This is a genomic window from Actinoplanes derwentensis (genome assembly GCF_900104725.1).
GTDB lineage: Bacteria > Actinomycetota > Actinomycetes > Mycobacteriales > Micromonosporaceae > Actinoplanes > Actinoplanes derwentensis.
The window spans coordinates 4,873,754-4,890,388 of record NZ_LT629758.1; the positions used below are offsets into that span (position 1 = coordinate 4,873,754).

Consider the following 16,635-nt stretch of genomic DNA (forward strand, 5'->3'; position numbering starts at 1 on the left):
GCTCCTCTCTCGAATGGAATGTGCTGTCGGCATACTGTCGCGATCGGCAGCCCCGAAGGTTGAGACGGACGCAGAACCCTTTCTGTTAAGAGACCTTTACAGATCGATGTCGGGCGATCGAAGATGGCGGGTGATCATCCTCATCGATGGAGGTCTCATGCGTCGTACGCCGCTCGCCGCCCTGTTGACGCTCGCCCTGGCCGGAGGGACGCTGGTGGTGAGCAGGCCCGCCTCGGCCGCTCCGGCGCCGCGGTTCAGCACCTCGTTCGAGACCACCGATCCACCACCCGCCTGGCAGAACACCGCGGAACGGACGTCCGGCGTGGACGGGCGGCTGCAGCCGGGGATTCCCGGATCGGTCAACGGGCGGGTCGTCGCGGTCACCGCCTCGGGCGAGAACACCAGCGGCGGCGAGGTCAAGGAGAACCTGCTCGACGCCGACCCGGACACCAAGTGGCTGGTCTTCGCCGGTACCGGCTGGGTCTCCTACCGGCTGAACGCGCCGGTACGGGCGGCCCGCTACGCGCTGACCGCGGCGAACGACGTGCCCGCCCGCGACCCGCGCGACTGGCGCCTCGAGGGCTCGGCCGACGGCAACACCTGGACGACCGTCGACACCCGGACCGGGCAGTCACTCGGCGAGCGCGGCGCCACGACCGGCTACGACGTCGCCACTCCCGGCGACTACCTCCACTACCGGCTGACCGTGACCGCGAACGGCGGGGCGACCATCGTGCAGCTGGCCGACCTGCAGTTGTCGAACGGCGACGAGACGCCGCCACCGGCCGAGCCGGCCCGCAGCGCGATCGGGACCGGGCCGTCCAACGCGCCGGCCGCCAAGGCCCGGGTCGGGTACTCCGGCCTGGCGTCGCTGGAGTTCGCCGGACGTCATGCCACGGACGGGCGCGGTTACACGTACAACAAGGTCTATGACGTTGATCTGAAAGTCGGGCCGGACACGGAACTCTCCTATCTGGTGTTCCCCGAGTTCACCCGCGGTGACCTGAGCTATCCGGCCACGTTCACCGCGGTGGATCTGGCGTTCACCGACGGCACCTTCCTGAGTGCACTGAAGGCAAAGGACCAGCACGGGACCGTGGTAAGTCCGCAGGCGCAGGGCGCGGCGCAGAAGCTGTCCGTCAACCAGTGGAACAAGATCACCTCCCGGATCGGCGCGGTCGCCCGTGGTAGGACCGTCGACCGGATCCTGGTCGCCTACGACAAGCCGTCCGGGCCGCAGAGTGCCTGGCGGGCCTGGTTCGACGACATCGCCCTGACCGACGTCAAGGGTCAAAAGCCGATCAAGAGCCTTGCCGGGTACGTGGAGACGCGCCGCGGAACCCAGTCGAGCGGCGGCTTCTCCCGTGGCAACAACATCCCCGCGGCCGCCGTGCCGCACGGCTTCAACTTCTGGACCCCGGTGACCAACGCGTCCACCCTGAGCTGGCTGTACGAGTACCACAAGGCCAACAACGCGGCGAACGTGCCGGAGTTGCAGGCACTGTCGGTCAGCCACGAACCCAGCCCGTGGATGGCGGACCGGCAGACCTTCCAGTTCATGCCGCAGGACGGCACCGGTGTCCCGAACGCCGGCCGGACCGCCCGCGCGCTGCCGTTCCACCACGAGAACGAGACCGCGAAACCGCACTACTACGGCGTCACGTTCGACAGCGGGCTCAAGGCCGAGGTCGCGCCCACCGATCACGCGGCGCTGCTGCGGTTCACCTTCACCGGTGACGGCGGCAACATCATCTTCGACAACGTCAACGACAGCGCCGGCCTGACCGTCGACGCGGCGACCGGCACGATCTCCGGCTGGACCGACGTGCGCAGCGGCCTGTCCAACGGCGCGTCCCGGATGTTCCTCTACGGAACTGTCGACGCCCCGGTGCTCGGTGGCGGAATGTTGCCGGCCGGCAACCGGCCCTCCACCGGGTACGTCACCGTCGGCGCGAAGACGGTGAACCTGCGGGTGGCCACCTCACTGCTCGGCGTCGACCAGGCCCGGCACAACCTGGAGCTGGAACTCGCCGCCGCGGACACCTTGGAGACGGTCCGCGGTCGCGCCGAGACCGCCTGGAACGCCAAGCTGCGTACCGTCGAGGTGGAGGGTGCGAGCCGGGATCAGCTGGTCACCCTCTACTCCAACCTGTACCGGCTGTTCCTCTACCCGAACTCGGCACACGAGAACACCGGCACGAACGCGGCCCCGGTCTGGCGGCACGCGGTCCAATCGTCGACGACCACGCCGCCGAGCACACCGACCCAGACCGGGGCCCAGGTCAAGGACGGAAAGGTGTACGTCAACAACGGCTTCTGGGACACCTACCGCACCACCTGGCCCGCCTACTCGCTGCTCACTCCGACGCTGGCCGGCGAGATGGTGGACGGGTTCGTGCAGCAGTACCGTGACGGCGGCTGGATCTCCCGCTGGTCGTCGCCGGGATACGCGAACCTGATGGTCGGCACGAGCTCGGACGTCGCCTTCGCGGACGCGTACCTCAAGGGCGTGAAAGGTTTCGACCTGGAGGACGCCTATGCGGCTGCCGTCAAGAACGCCTCGGTCGCGCCGCCGAACGACAACGTCGGGCGTAAGGGCCTGACCACCTCGATCTTCAAGGGGTACACACCGTCGGACGTCACCGGCGAGGCGATGTCCTGGGCGGTGGACGGGTACATCAACGACTACGGCATCGCGAACATGGCCCAGGCTCTCGGCTACACCGAGGAGGCCGCCTACTACCGGTCGCGCGCCCTCAACTACGTCAACCACTTCGACTCGTCGGTCGACTTCTTCCAAGGTAGGAACTCCGCCGGACAATGGCGGTGGAACCCCGCGCAGTACGACCCGGAGGTGTGGGGCTACGACTACACCGAGACGAACGGCTGGAACATGGCGTTCCACGTGCCGCAGGACGGGCAAGGGCTGGCCAACCTCTACGGCGGGCGGGATGCGCTCGCCGGCAAACTGGACACGTTCTTCTCGACACCGGAGACCGGGCTCGAGTCCGGTTCCTACGGCGGCGTCATCCACGAGATGACCGAGGCCCGGGACGTACGGATGGGCCAGTACGGCCACAGCAACCAGCCGTCGCACCACATCCCGTGGATGTACACCTTCACCGGGCAGCCGTCCAAGACCCAGGCCCTGACCCGGGAGATCGTCGACCGGCTCTACCTGGGCAGCGAGATCGGCCAGGGCTACCCGGGCGACGAGGACAACGGCGAGATGTCCGCCTGGTACGTGTTCGCCGCTCTCGGCTTCTACCCGCTGCAGATGGGCAGCGCCAACTATGTGATCGGCTCGCCGTTGTTCACCAAGGCCACCATCAACCTGGAGAACGGCCGGAAGGTCGTCATCCGGGCACCCGGCAACTCGTCCCGTAACGTCTACGTCCAGTCCTTGAAGGTCGACGGCAAGGCCTGGAACTCCACGAATCTGCCGCACTCGGTCCTGGCGGGCGGCGCGACCCTCGACTTCACCATGGGCTCGAAGCCGTCGAAGTGGGCCACCGGGGCGAAGGCGGTGCCGCCGTCGCTGACCTCCGGCTCCGAGCCGGCCCGCCCGCAGAAGGACGTGACCGGCACGGTGACCACGGCCGCCCTGGCCGACGACTCCTCGGCGACCGAGGCGACCGTCACGACCCAGGAGTGGACGCTGCCCGCGGCAGCCGAGACCGGCCAGTACACCATCACCTCAGCGGCGGCGGCCGGCGCCGACCCGGCCGGCTGGCGACTGCTCGGCTCGGCCGACGGCACCACCTGGACCGAACTCGACACCCGGTCCGAGCAGGCCTTCCCGTGGCGGCGGCAGACCCGGCCGTTCACGGTGGCGTCGCCCGGCGCGTACACCCACTACCGCCTGGAGTTCACCGGCTCGGCCACCGTGGCCGAGCTGGAGCTGCTGGCTCCCTAGACGGCCTCGTCCGGCCCGGTGGCTCCACCGGGCCGGAGTTCCCGAGCCCAGCGCGACGCCCGACCGTCACATGCCGAGCAGCTGGTGTGTCACCGTCTTCGCGGCGTCCAGGGGGGCCAGGCTCCGCTGCACCTTGGCCATGACGCTGGCGCCCAGCCAGAGCTGATACAGCGCGCCGGCGGTCGCCCGGGCGTCGCCGGTGAACGACGAGGACCCGTCATCGGCGGCGCCGATGATCGCGCGCTCCAGACGGTCGACGATCTTCGCGGTCCCGGCTTTCAGGGCCAGGCGCATGGGCTCGGACATGTCGGCGACCTCCGCGCCGAGCTTGACCGCAAGGCATTTGCCCTCGCAGTCGCCGAAGCTCTGCGAGTCACGCCAGGACGCGAAATAGGCCAGGATCCTGGCGGCCCAGTCCTGACCGGTGGCGTTCAGGATCTCGTCCATCTCCGCCAGGTACTGCTCGAAGTAGCGGGCGATCACCGCCTCGCCGAACGCGTCCTTCGAACTGAAGTAGTGGTAGAAGGAGCCCTTCGGCACGCCGACGCTGGACAGCACCTCATTGATCCCGACCGCGGCATAGCCCTTGTGCGCGAAGGATCGCTCGGCCGCCAGCAGCAGTTCCGTACGCGTGTCGCGGTTCAGATTCTTGCTTGTCACGGTCCCAGCCTACGCACCGATTAGACCGGTCGTCTATCAGCACGCGCCTCGAGCGGCTACCGGACGCACGACGAGGGCCGCCAGAAGTTCTGGCGACCCTCGTCAGGTGGCGACCCGGCTGTTCAGGAAGTCGATCAGAGCCTTGTTGAACTCGTCTCCCTGTTGCTCGATCGGTGACGTGTCCGGGTGATGGTCAGGCAGTGGCGTGTTCGCCGAGCAGCGCCACCAGGACGTCGGCGGCCTCGGCCGACGAGGCGGGGTTCTGGCCGGTGATCAGCAGACCGTCGCGCACCACGTAGGAGCCCCAGTCAGGACCCTTGGAGTAGACGCCGCCGTTGGCCTTGAGCTCGTCCTCGACCAGAAACGGCACGACCTCGGTCAGGCCGACGCCCTCTTCCTCGGTGTTGGTGAAGCCGGTCACCGGGCGGCCCTGCACCAGTGGTGTGCCGTCCTCGTTGGTGACGTGCCGCAGCACGCCCGGCGCGTGGCAGACCAGCGCGACCGGCTTGCCCGAGCGCAACGTGGTCTCGATGATGTTCCGCGAGTCGGCGTCCTCCGCCAGGTCCCACAGTGGGCCGTGCCCGCCCGGGTAGAACACCGCGTCGTAGTCGGCCGGGTTCACCGTGCTCAGCACGACGGTGGAGTCCAGCGCGGCCGACGCCTCCGTGTCCGCCTCGAACCGGCGGGTGTCGTCGGTCCGGGAGCCGGGCTCGTTGCTCTTGGGGTCCAGCGGCGGGCGACCGCCCTTCGGCGAGGCCAGGGTGATCGTGGCACCGGCCTGCTTGAGCCGGTAATACGGCGCCGCGAGTTCCTCCAGCCAGAAGCCGGTCTTGCGGCCCGTGTCACCCAGTTCGTCGTGCGAGGTCAGAACAACCAGGACGTTCATGTCAGGGACCTTTCGTTCCTGCGGCCCGCGTCGGCCACATCCCGAACACTAGACGACTGGTCTACTAGTGGCAAGCCGAGGACCCGGATGATCCACATCACGCGGCTACCCAGACCCATACCCAGCGGACGAAGGTCACCACCAGGCCAAGCTTGCGGCACCGATCACCCCGGGTCGGCGGGTTTCCCCGAACCTCGGAGGCGAAGCCGCACCGCGGACCGGCGGCCAGGGCGTACAGCCGGCCGCCGCCATCCGGCGGGTCAGATCGTTCAGGTTCCCCTCGCCTGCACTGCCCTCTACCCAGAGTCAGATATCGCATCAAGTGGACATAACGCTGATGCCTCGGTGTAGCGTGATAGCTCGAATCGATGTACTACGTCAGGAGATCCCGTGACCACCGCCCTGCTGATCATCGACATGCAGAACGACACCGTGCACGCCGACGGGGCGTACGCGTCATTCGGCGCCGCCGCCCACGCCGCGGCGCAGAACGTGATCGCCAATGCCGGCACGCTGCTCGATGCCGCCCGGACGGCCGGCGTGCCGGTGTTCCACTCCCGGATCGTCGTGCATCCGGTCGCAGGTCTGGGCGGCGCCAACGCCCCGATCTTCCGGATGCTCGCCCCCGACACCTTCAAGGTCGGCAGTTGGGGTGCCGCGATCGTCGACGAGCTCACGCCGCGTGAGGGCGAGATCGTGCTCGACCGGATCCGGATGAACGCCTTCGGCGGCACCAGCCTGGACATCATGCTGCGCAACCTCGGCGTCACGAAGCTCGTCATCGCCGGGGCGTGGACGAACATGGCCGTCGAGCACAGCGTCCGCGAGGCCGCCGATCACGGCTACGAGGTCATCGTCGTCTCCGACGCCACCTCCAGCCTGTCCGAGGAATGGCAGCACGCGGCGCTGAACTTCGCTCTCACCAACATCGCCGTCGTCGCCGACACCAAGGCCGTCGTCGACGAATACCTCGTTCAGAGGTAATATTCCGTTCATGCTGGAGCTGGCGATCCTGGGATTCGTGGCGGAGGGCGTGGTGCACGGCTACGAGTTGCGCCGCCGGCTCACCCATCTGGCCGGCTACGCCCGTCCGGTCAGCGACGGCAGTCTCTACCCCGCGATCAACCGCCTGGTCCGGGCCGGCTTCCTGGACCGCCGCGCGGAGCCGGGACGGGCGGCAGCTCACCGCAACACTCTGAGCCTGACCGAGACCGGCCGGGCCGAGCTGCGGCGACGGCTACGCGAGCCGGCCGATCCGGAGATCGCCGACTTCACCAGCTTCACGGTGCTGCTCGCATTCCTGCGCCTGCTGCCGGACCGCGCGAGCCGCGACGCTGTGCTGCGGCGGCGGCTCGATTTCCTGGACCGGCCAGGCAGCTTCTTCTACGACGGCGACGAGCCGCTCCGGGAGAACGACATGACCGATCCGTATCGGCGTGGGATGTTCACCATCGCCAAGGCTCACAGCCGGGCCGAACGCGCGTGGCTGCGCGAGATTCTCGAGGAATGACGATGCGTGCTGTGTGGTACGACCGGCAAGGCCCCGCGGCAGATGTGCTGCAAGTGGGTGAGCTGCCCGACCCGGAGCCCGGCCCCGGTGAAGTCCGGGTGCGGCTGCGTTTCTCCGGCATCAGTCCCGGCGACACCAAGAAGCGCCGCGGCTGGCTCGGCTCCACGATGCCTTACCCCCGGGTGATCCCCCACAGCGACGGGGCCGGCGTCATCGACAAGGTCGGCGACGGCGTGAGCGAGGCTCGCGTGGGCCGTCGCGTCTGGGTGTACGGCGCTCAGTCCTACCGGGCGTCGGGCACCGCCGCCGAGTTCACGACCGTGCCCGACGACTTGACTGTCGACCTGCCCGATGACGTCAGCGACGAGATGGGCGCCGCTCTGGGCATCCCCGGCATCACCGCACACCGCACGGTCTTCGCCGACGGCCCGGTCACCGGCGCCACGGTTCTCGTGCACGGGGTCCTCGGCGCGGTGGGATCCATCGCGGCGCAGCTCGCCGTGCTGGGTGGCGCCCGGGTGATCAGCACCGTGCGGCGCACCACGGATCTGCCGTCGGCGCCCACCGGCACGGTCGCGATCGACAGCGATGATCCGGTCAGTGCCATCCGTGCTCTCGCCCCCGGCGGCGTGGACCGGATCATCGAGGTCGACTTTGCCGGCAACGCCGACCTGGACGCCGCCGTGGTGCACAACAACAGCATCATCGCCGCGTACGCCACCAGCGCCGACCGACCCGGGTTCCCGTTCTGGCCGATGCTTTTCGACAACGTCACGCTGCGACTGTTCGGCAGCGACGACTTCCCCCGTACCGCGAAACGGGAGGCCGCCACAGAGCTGACCGCCGCCGCCCGCGCGGGCAGCCTGATCATCCCCGTTGAGCGACCGTTCCCACTCGACCGGGCCGCGGAGGCCCACGAACGAGTCGACCGGAACAATCGGCAGCGAGTCCTGCTGGCCCTCTGACAATGGCAGCGCCGATAGTCGTCACTTGTGCGTCAGCAGAGGCCACCACGGCTCGCCGAAGCCTCTCGCGATCCGTCAGACGGGCAACCGGTCGCGGTGTTCACCCGTCAGGTGCTGTTGCACGGGGGCATCGAGCCGGTGGCGCAGTTGCTCTCCCTCGACGTCGACGTCCGGCAGGACGCGGTCGAGCCAGCCTGGTAGGTACCATGCCGCCCGGCCGAGCAGGGTCATGACGGCGGGCACGATGGTCATGCGGACCACGATGGCGTCGAACAGGACCGCGGAGGCCAGCGCGAAGCCGATGGACTTGATGATGGCGTCCGGGGCGAGGATGAAGCCGGCGAAGACGCTGATCATGATGATCGCGGCGGCGGTGACCACACGGGCGCCGTGACCGAAGCCGGTGACGACGGCCGCGCGCGCCTCGGTGCCGTGGACGTAGTCCTCGCGCATGCGGGTGACGAGGAAGACCTGGTAGTCCATGGCGAGCCCGAAGACGATGCCGATCAGGATGATGGGCAGAAAGCTGATGATCGGTCCGGTCTGGTCGACGCCGAGCAGGTCGGCGGCCCAGCCCCATTGGAAGACCGCGACGACCGCGCCGAAGGTGGCAGCGATGCTGAGCAGGAACCCGAGTGTCGCTTTCAACGGCACCAGCAGGGACCGGAAGACCAGCATCAGCAGCAGGAACGCGAGTCCGACCACCACCATCAGGTAGGGCACGAGGGCGTTGCCGAGTTGCTGGGAGATGTCGATGTTGACGGCGGTCTGGCCGGTGACCCCGATCCGTGCGCCGGGTATCGTGCCGTCGATCTGCCGGATGCTGTGAACGAGGTCTTGGGTGGCGGTGTCGCTGGGTCCGCTGGCCGGGATGACGGTCAGGACAGCGGTGTCACCGGCCTGATTGAGAGCAGCGGGGGTGACGGTGGTGACGCCGTCGAGTTGCCGGATGCGGTCCGTCGTCGTCTCCGCGGCGGCTTTCACCGATCCGGCGGCGCCGTCGACGACGACGGTCAGGGGCCCGTTGAAGCCGGGGCCGAAACCCGCGGAGATCAGATCGTAGGCCTTGCGCGGGCTGCTGTCCTGGGCTGCGGTGCTGTCATCAGGCAGGCCGAGCTGCAGGTCGAGAGTGGGCAGGGACACGACGCCGAGGCCGATGACCCCGGCGACCAAGGCGACGACCGGCCGGCGGGCGACGCCGCGGGCCCAGCGCAGTCCGAAGGCTTCGTTGCCGGCTGCACGGCGGGCGGGCTTGCCGGAGACCTTGCGGCCGGCGAAGCCGAGGACCGCGGGTAGCAGCGTCAGGGCGATGACGACGGCAATGGCGACGGTGAACGCGGCGCCGACACCCATCTGGGCCAGGAACGGAATGCCGACCACCGACAGTGCGACCAGGGCGATGATCACGGTGAGACCAGCGAACACCACGGCCGATCCGGCGGTGCCAGTCGCGCGTCCTGCGGCGTCTTCGGGTTCGTAGCCGTTGTCGAGTTCCGAGCGGTAGCGCGACACGATGAACAAGGCGTAGTCGATGGCTACCGCGAGTCCGAGCATCAGGGCGAGGATCGTGGTCGTCGACGACAGTTCGATGAACCCGGTCGCGGCGGTGATGGTGCCGACGCCCACGCCGATACCGAGCAGTGCGGTCAGCAGCGGCAGGCCGGCGGCCACCAGGGATCCGAAGGTGATGAACAGGACCACGGCTGCCACGGCGACACCGATGACCTCGGTGAAGCCGGGCTCACTGCCGCCGTCCATGGCGTCGCCGCCGGCTTCCACGCTCAACCCGGGGGTGCCGGCTCGCTCCACGATCCCGGCGAGCGCGGATTTCGCTTCCGCTGTCAGGTCCCGGGCGGACATCTCGTAGGATACCTGGGCGAAGCCGACCGTCGCGGTCTCGTTGACCGTGCGCGACTCGTACGGGTCGTCGACGGCGGTGACGCCGGGTGCCTGCTGCAGCTGTGCGACGACGTCCTCGACCATGGCTTTGGTGGCCTTGTCGGTGAGCTTGCCATCGGTGACGGCGAAGACCACACGTGCGGTGGCGCCGTCGGCAGAGGCTTGCGGGAATCGTTGCTGAAGTAGGTCGATCGCCTGCTGTGACGGGGTGCCGGGGATGCGCAGTCCGTCGCTGGTCGGGCCGGACAATGTCGCGGCGCCGGTCAGGGCGGCGGCGAGGACGGCCAGCCAGAGGCCGAGAACCAGCCATCGTCGGCGGAAGGCGAACCGGCCGAGCCGGTACAGAAACCAAGCCATGGGTGAGTCCTCGCATCGGTCGAGTCGGAATGGGGCTGTCCTGCAGAAGCTAGCCGCCAACCCCACAAAAAACTGCACGATCGTGAAGTTCATTACTTCACGATCGTGCAGTTTTACCGTGCAGTTACCAATCCAGACGCAGTGCAGTCCCGCCATGGCACAGTGCTGTTACCCACGCGCGGACTGCGGCTCCTGGGGCAGGTCAAGACTGGTGCGGAGACTCACCGGCCGTAGTGACACGGCAGCCACGATGCCCAGCACCGCCACGGCCGCGGAGATCAGGAAGACGGTGCCGGTGGCGTTGCCGTACGCGATGTCGTCGGCGGCGGGTGTGTCGATGCGACGGGCATAGATCGCGCCCAGTACGGACACGCCGATGGTGCCGCCGAGCGAGCGGAAGAACGCGATCGTGGAGCTGGCCGTGCCGATGTCGCGCAGTGGAACAGTGTTCTGGACGACAAGGACGAAGTTCTGCATCGTCAGGCCGATCCCGGCGCCGACGGCAACCATGGCCACACCCATCAGCACCAGGGATGTTCGTGCCCCGGTCAGGCCGAGCAACCCGAGACCCGCGGTGAGCAGGATCGCGCCGGTGACCAGGAACGGTTTGACCTGCCCGGTACGCGAGACCAACCGGCCGCCCACCAGCGACGTGACCAGGATGCCCGCCATCATCGGGATGGTCAGCAGACCCGCTGCGGTCGGCGAGAACCCTCGGGCGAGCTGGAAGTACTGGGTGAGGAACACGGCCGCGCCGTACATCGCCGTCCCGGCGGCCAGGCTGCCGAGAATGGCCAGAGCGGTCGTGCGCTGCCGCAGGATCCGCAGCGGCAGGATCGGCTCCGGCGCCCGCGCCTCCACCCAGCCGGTGAGAGCGAGCAGGCCGAGCGCTCCGGTGACCAGCGCGGCGCTCGGCCACGACCACCACGCGAAGGCGTCGCCGGCGAACGACACCCATACCAGCAGCAGTCCGACGCCTGCCGTCATCGTCAGCGCACCCAGATAGTCGATCCGCACTCTTTCGCGAGGCACCACCGGGATCCGTAACGTCGCCTGGAGCACGACCAGAGCGGCGACGGCGACCGGGATGCCGATGAAGAAGCACCAGCGCCAGCCCAGCCAGGACGTGTCGACGAGCAGCCCGCCGAGCAGCGGGCCGCCGATCGTGGACAGTGCCGTGGTGCTGCTGAGGTAGCCGCTGTAGCGGCCGCGTTCACGTGGGGGGATCATCGCGGCGATCGCGATCTGGGCCAGAGCCTGCAGGCCACCGACTCCGGCGCCCTGCACCGCGCGGGCGGCGATCAGGAACCCGGCGCTCTGGCTCAGGCCCGCCGCCAGCGACCCCACTACGAACACCGCGACGGCAGCGTGGATGAGCGTCTTCTTGCTGTACAGGTCGGCGAGTTTGCCCCAGATCGGGGTGGACGCGGTCGCGGTGAGCAGGGCGACGGTGACGACCCAGGTGAGCTGAACCGGCGAGCCGTGCAACCGGCCCAGCATCTCGGGCAGCGCGGTCGAGATCACCGTGCTGCTCAACGTGGCCACGAACAGCACCAGCAGCAAGCCGCTCAGCGGTGCGAGCAGACGTCTGCCGGCGCTCATCGTCTGCGCCGCCGGTACATCACGAATACGACGATGGCAGCGGCGAGGAGCACGGCGACGACGATGCCGGCGCCGGCACCTCTGGCTCCTTGAGCGATCGCCATGGCGAACAGGATGGGCAACGCTGTGGCGATCGCGGCTCCGGCAGTGACGGCGGGCAGGAACATGCGATAGGAGAGGCCACCGGCGCCGGCTACCGGTGGCACGACGTTTCGCACGAACGGGATCACCCGTCCGGTGAACACCGCCCAGGCCCCGTGTTTCTGCAGCATGAGTGTTGCTTTGTCCCAGGACTCGGCGCCGCGTTTACGGACGAGCCGGGTGTCGCGTAACGGTGGCCCGACCCGGCGGCCGAGCTCGAACCCGACTACGTTGCCCGCCACCGAGCAGGCGACCGCGGTGCTCCAGAGCAGGAAGAAGTCTGCGATCGATCCGACGGCGGCCGCGGCGAGCAGCAGCGCTGCCTCGCCCGGCAGGAAGAAGCCGACGCCGATGATGCCCTCGCCCAGGACCAGCAGGCCCGTGGCGGCAACGATCGCGTATTCCGGCAGTTCTTGCAACCATGTGAGTACGTCCATGGGGGCGTGCTCCCTTCAGATGCTGGCTGTCGGTGTCCCGTCAAGTGGTGCTGATGGCCTTCAGTAGCTGGGCGATCTCGGTGCCGGGATCGGCGGGGACGGTGTAACCGGTCTCGTCGCGGATCTCGGCAAGGTGGTCCCGCACGTCCTCCACGGACAGGGCGGGGTGGTGGTAGCCACGGGTTCGGCCGGTGAAGAAGCGGGCGACCTGCCCCGCGCCCGCGGTGTAGATCTCGCCGGTCACCGGGCAGTCCTGGTGTGCGAGGAACGCCACCACGGGTGATACGAGCGCCGGATCGAGCCGGGCCGTGACCGCGTCCATCATCGACTGCGCCCGGGGATCGAGCCCGCCCGCGGGCATCGAGTGGGTGAGCATACGGGTAGCGGCGATCGGGGCGACGGCGTTGACCCGGATGCCGTACCCGGCGCCTTCGAGGGCGAGAACGCGGGTCAGCCCGGCGATGCCGGCCTTGGCGGCCCCGTAGTTGCCCTTGCCGGCGGTGCCGAGCAGCCCGGCGACCGAGGTGGTGTTCACCATCCGGCCGTAGCCACGCTCGGCCATGATCCGCCAGGCCGGGCGGATGAGATGGAAGGCGCCCTTGAGGTGCACGTCGAGAACCGCGTCGAGCTGCTCGTCGGTCAGGTCCCCGATCGGGGCGTCACGCAGGATGCCGGCGTTGTTGATCAGGATGTCGACATGTCCGTAGGCGGCGACGGCCGTACCGATGACGGCTTCTCCCCCCGCGGAAGTGGCGACGCTGTGGGTGTCGGCGACGGCCTCCCCGCCGAGGTCACGGATCTGCGCGGCGACCTCCTCGGCCGGCCCGGCACCGGCGCCCTCGCCGGTGACCGAGCCACCGAAGTCGTTGACCACGACACGGGCCCCGCGCTCGGCCAGCAGCAGCGCGTGGTGGCGGCCGAGCCCACCCCCAGCGCCGGTGACGACGGCGACCCGGCCGTCGAAACGCAAGGCGCTCACCAGGCCACCGGGAGTTCGTGGACGCCGTAGATGCTCATGTCGTTGCGGAAGCGGATCTCCTCCAGCGGCACGGTCGACCGCAGCCCGGGCAGCCGGCGCAGCAGGGTGGGCAGAGCGATCTGCAGTTCCGCGCGGGCCAGAACCTGGCCCAGACACTGGTGCACGCCGTGACCGAACGCCAGGTGACCGCGCACGGCACGGTCGAAGTCGAGCTCACCGGCGTCGATCGCGAAGGCGGGGTCCCAGTTACCGGCGGGCAGGTTCATGACCAGCCCCTCACCCGCCTTGACCTGCTGCCCGCCGATCTCCAGGTCCTCGTGCGCCACCCGGGCGACCAGGCTGTGCACGATGGTCAGGTACCGCAACAGCTCCTCGACCGCGTTCGCGACGACGGCATCGTCGTCGGTGTCACGCAGCACCGCCGCCTTGGCCGGGTTCTCCAACAGCGCCGCGGTGCCCAGAGCGATCATGTTGGCGGTGGTCTCGTGGCCGGCGTTGAGCAGGATGACGCCGTTCATCGCGGCGGTCTCGCGGCGCAACTCGCCGGTCAGGACGTGCTCGTGGACCAGGCGGCTCATCAGGTCGTCGCCCGGCTCGCGTTCCTTGCGGGCGACCAGTTCCATCATGTAGCCGAAGAACCGGCGCGAGGCCGTGGCCTTCTCGTCACGCGACGCGTTGATGTTCATCATCGTCGCGGTGATCGTCTGGAAGAAGTCATGATCGGTGTACGGGACACCGAGCAGCAGTGAGATCACCAGCGACGGCAGAGGCAGGGCGTAGTCGGTGACCAGATTCGCGGGCTGCCCGCCGGCGATCATGGCGTCGATCAGGTCGTCGGCCATCTGCTGGATGCCGGGGCGCATCGCGTTGACCCGCTTGACGGTGAAGTCCTTGGTCAGCATGCGCCGCAGGCGGGCGTGTTCGGGATCGTCCATCCGCGGGAAGATGTCGGGGGCGTTCGTCCCGTCGTGGGCACCGTTGCTCTGCAGGGCGAGAGCCTGGGCACTGACCCGGGGGTCGGTCATCGCTGCCTTGATGTCCTCGTAGCGGCTGACCACCCAGACGGTGTGGCCGTTCCACACCGCCTGGTGCAGGCCCGGTTGCTCACGCCACTGCGTGTACTCGGCCGGCGGGTCGAACGGTTGGCGGGCGGAACGCGCACCGGGGAATGTCGCGGTCGTCATGGGAACCTCTTCCGTGTCAGATCAGACAGGTGTCATGTCGGTGAGGGCGGCCGCCCAGGGGGTGCGAGCCGCGATGAGCGCACGCCATGCACGCAACGTGCGCGGGGATACTCCGACGGCCAGGACGCCGGTCAGCGTCTGGCCACGGCGGTAAGCCACGAGCAATCGGCGAGTGTCCAGGTCGTTCTCCATGACGAGGGCTTCGTCGTGCCCACGCAGGACGCCGTACGCCTGGATCTTGACGTCGTACTGGTCGGACCAGAAGTACGGCACCGGCGCGAAAGGACGCACCGCCTGCCCGACTACGGCACGGGCGACGGCCAGGCCCTGCTCGGCGGCGTTCGTGCGATGCTCGACCCGCATCACCGCGCCGAACAGTGGGTTGTACCAGCGGGCCACGTCACCCACGGCATAGACACCAGGAGCCGCGGCACAGTATTCGTCGCAGACGACACCGTCGTCGAGTGCGAGCCCGCTGCCGGCCAGCCACTCGGTGTTCGGGATGGTGCCGATCGCCATCAGGACCGCATCCGCGGCGATTCTGGTGCCGTCGGCCAGCACCACCGCGGAGGTCTCGACGTGAGCCACCACGGCCCCGGTGCGGACGGTGACGCCATGGGCGGCGTGCACCGCGGCCAGGAACCTGCCCGCCGCCGAGCCGGTGACCGCGGCAAGCGGAACCGGCGCCGATTCCAGCAGCGTCACCCGTACGCCGAGTGCGACGGCGGTCGCCGCCACCTCGGCACCGACGAACCCGGCACCGACGATCACCAGATGCCGGCCGGGCCGCAGCTGCTCCCGTAACGCCCGGGCATCCGACAACGACCGCAACGTGTGCACGCCGGCGAGATCCGCGGTCCCCGGCATCCGGCGCGCCCGGACCCCGGTCGCCAGCACGACGGTGTCGTAACCCAGGGCGAGTCCATCGGACAGGGCCACGGTACGGCGATCCGGATCCAAGCCGATCGCCGTACATCCGAGCCGCAGATCAAGGTCAAGAGCGGCGAGCGCATCCACCGTACGCAGGGCCAGGTCGCCCGACGTCCGTCGGCCTGCCAGGAATTGCTTGGACAACGGCGGCCGGTCGTACGGCGTCTCCACCTCGTCCCCGACGAGAGTGAGCACACCGTCGTACCCCGACCGCCGCAGCGCCTCAGCGGTGGCGATCCCGCCGGCCGAGGCACCGACGATCACGACTCGCGTCACGACCCGGCCAGGTGGATCGCCGCCGCGGGACACATCATGGCCGACTCCCGCACCGCATCGTGCAACGACGGATCCGGAGCCGCCTCCAACAGCACCACGACCCCGTCCTCGTCCCGCTGGTCGAACACCTCAGGCGCCAGCAGCACACAGTGACCAGCGGCGACGCACTTCTCGGTCTCGACGTCGACGTGCAACGCCATCACCCCCTCCAGCCTAAATGGCAGTTGGCTGTCATTTATCTCCGACAAGCTAGCACGAAACCGACAGTCGACTGTCAATTGCTAGGCTGGGAATGTGGCAACCGAGACCGAACGGCACCCGCGAGCCGATGCCGCCCGCAACGCGCAACGCATAGTGCAAGCAGCACGAACAGCCTTCGCCGACGACGGACCGGACGTACACCTCGAGGAGATCGCGCGGCGGGCGAAAGTCGGCATCCGCACGCTCTACCGCCACTTCCCCGCCAAGAGCGACCTCGTCCGGGCGGCCATCGACCAGAGCTTCGCCGAACACCTGACCCCCGCCATCGAACAGGCCGTCTCGGACGACGACGCGCTGCGCGGTTTCACCACCCTGATCGAAGCCGGAGTCTTCACCGTCGCGCGGGAACGCAACACGCTCGCGGCGGCACGAACCACCGGATCCCCGACCACCGACCTGTCCGCTGCCTTCTTCACCGCACTCGCCGCGCTCACCCGGCGAGCCCAGCAGGCCGGAACACTGCGGCCCGACATCAGCGCGGCCGACCTCCCGCGAATCATGGCGATGCTGGTCAGTGTGCTGTGGAGCACCGACCCCGACACCGAGGAATGGCGCCGCTACTTCGCTCTGCTGCTCGACGGGCTCTCCCCCGCCGCGGCTCGCAGCTTGCCCGAACCCGGCCGCTAGCGGCG

Annotated in this window: 14 protein-coding genes; 5 read left to right on the top strand and 9 right to left on the bottom strand. The window is 68.8% G+C overall.

Annotated elements, in window-relative coordinates:
- Window positions 1-157 precede the first annotated feature (157 nt).
- Window positions 158-3,916, top strand: a complete 3,759-nt coding sequence (locus BLU81_RS21665; protein WP_092557435.1) for a GH92 family glycosyl hydrolase — start codon at window positions 158-160, stop codon at window positions 3,914-3,916.
- A gap of 66 nt (window positions 3,917-3,982) precedes the next feature.
- On the opposite strand, the gene BLU81_RS21670 is transcribed toward BLU81_RS21665, so the two are convergent.
- Both BLU81_RS21670 and BLU81_RS21675 read right to left on the bottom strand, forming a co-directional pair.
- Window positions 3,983-4,576 carry a TetR/AcrR family transcriptional regulator gene (locus tag BLU81_RS21670; RefSeq protein ID WP_092546341.1) on the bottom strand — a complete coding sequence of 198 codons (594 nt, stop codon included), beginning with the start codon at window positions 4,574-4,576 and terminating at the stop codon, window positions 3,983-3,985.
- Window positions 4,577-4,769: 193 nt separating this feature from the next.
- Window positions 4,770-5,462: a type 1 glutamine amidotransferase domain-containing protein gene (locus tag BLU81_RS21675; protein ID WP_092546342.1), complete on the bottom strand. Its 693-nt coding sequence runs from the start codon at window positions 5,460-5,462 to the stop codon at window positions 4,770-4,772.
- Window positions 5,463-5,852: 390 nt separating this feature from the next.
- Between BLU81_RS21675 and BLU81_RS21680 the strand changes: the two genes are divergently transcribed.
- Genes BLU81_RS21680 through BLU81_RS21690 form a run of 3 tightly spaced genes read left to right on the top strand, consistent with a single transcriptional unit; the run spans window position 5,853 to window position 7,937 of the window.
- Window positions 5,853-6,446 (top strand): cysteine hydrolase, encoded by a 594-nt coding sequence (locus BLU81_RS21680; RefSeq protein ID WP_197686340.1) that lies wholly within the window; start codon window positions 5,853-5,855, stop codon window positions 6,444-6,446.
- A gap of 10 nt (window positions 6,447-6,456) precedes the next feature.
- Complete coding sequence (locus BLU81_RS21685; RefSeq protein WP_092546343.1) at window positions 6,457-6,972, top strand: PadR family transcriptional regulator; 516 nt, start codon at window positions 6,457-6,459, stop codon at window positions 6,970-6,972.
- A gap of 2 nt (window positions 6,973-6,974) precedes the next feature.
- Window positions 6,975-7,937 (top strand): NADPH:quinone reductase, encoded by a 963-nt coding sequence (locus tag BLU81_RS21690; RefSeq protein WP_092557439.1) that lies wholly within the window; start codon window positions 6,975-6,977, stop codon window positions 7,935-7,937.
- Window positions 7,938-8,012: 75 nt separating this feature from the next.
- On the opposite strand, the gene BLU81_RS21695 is transcribed toward BLU81_RS21690, so the two are convergent.
- The 7 genes from BLU81_RS21695 to BLU81_RS21725 form a co-directional block, all read right to left on the bottom strand.
- On the bottom strand, window positions 8,013-10,193 hold the full coding sequence (locus tag BLU81_RS21695) for an MMPL family transporter (RefSeq protein ID WP_092546344.1): 2,181 nt from the start codon (window positions 10,191-10,193) through the stop codon (window positions 8,013-8,015).
- Between the two features lie 168 nt (window positions 10,194-10,361).
- On the bottom strand, window positions 10,362-11,795 hold the full coding sequence (locus BLU81_RS21700) for an MFS transporter (RefSeq protein WP_092546345.1): 1,434 nt from the start codon (window positions 11,793-11,795) through the stop codon (window positions 10,362-10,364).
- Window positions 11,792-12,373 carry a DedA family protein gene (locus tag BLU81_RS21705; protein WP_092546346.1) on the bottom strand — a complete coding sequence of 194 codons (582 nt, stop codon included), beginning with the start codon at window positions 12,371-12,373 and terminating at the stop codon, window positions 11,792-11,794. Before BLU81_RS21705 ends, BLU81_RS21700 begins: the two co-directional genes overlap by 4 nt.
- A 40-nt stretch (window positions 12,374-12,413) precedes the next feature.
- On the bottom strand, window positions 12,414-13,352 hold the full coding sequence (locus BLU81_RS21710; RefSeq protein ID WP_092546347.1) for an SDR family NAD(P)-dependent oxidoreductase: 939 nt from the start codon (window positions 13,350-13,352) through the stop codon (window positions 12,414-12,416).
- Window positions 13,349-14,536: a cytochrome P450 gene (locus BLU81_RS21715; RefSeq protein ID WP_092546348.1), complete on the bottom strand. Its 1,188-nt coding sequence runs from the start codon at window positions 14,534-14,536 to the stop codon at window positions 13,349-13,351. Before BLU81_RS21715 ends, BLU81_RS21710 begins: the two co-directional genes overlap by 4 nt.
- A 21-nt stretch (window positions 14,537-14,557) precedes the next feature.
- Window positions 14,558-15,742, bottom strand: coding sequence for an NAD(P)/FAD-dependent oxidoreductase (locus BLU81_RS21720; RefSeq protein WP_172890595.1), 1,185 nt, complete (start codon window positions 15,740-15,742; stop codon window positions 14,558-14,560).
- On the bottom strand, window positions 15,739-15,942 hold the full coding sequence (locus BLU81_RS21725) for a ferredoxin (protein ID WP_197686341.1): 204 nt from the start codon (window positions 15,940-15,942) through the stop codon (window positions 15,739-15,741). The genes BLU81_RS21720 and BLU81_RS21725 overlap by 4 nt, the downstream gene beginning before the upstream one ends.
- A gap of 94 nt (window positions 15,943-16,036) precedes the next feature.
- On the opposite strand from BLU81_RS21725, the gene BLU81_RS21730 reads away from it, so the two are divergent.
- The gene (locus tag BLU81_RS21730; protein ID WP_092546349.1) at window positions 16,037-16,630 is read left to right on the top strand and encodes a TetR/AcrR family transcriptional regulator; all 594 of its coding nucleotides are present in this window, start codon (window positions 16,037-16,039) and stop codon (window positions 16,628-16,630) included.
- The last annotated feature ends 5 nt before the right edge of the window (window positions 16,631-16,635 follow it).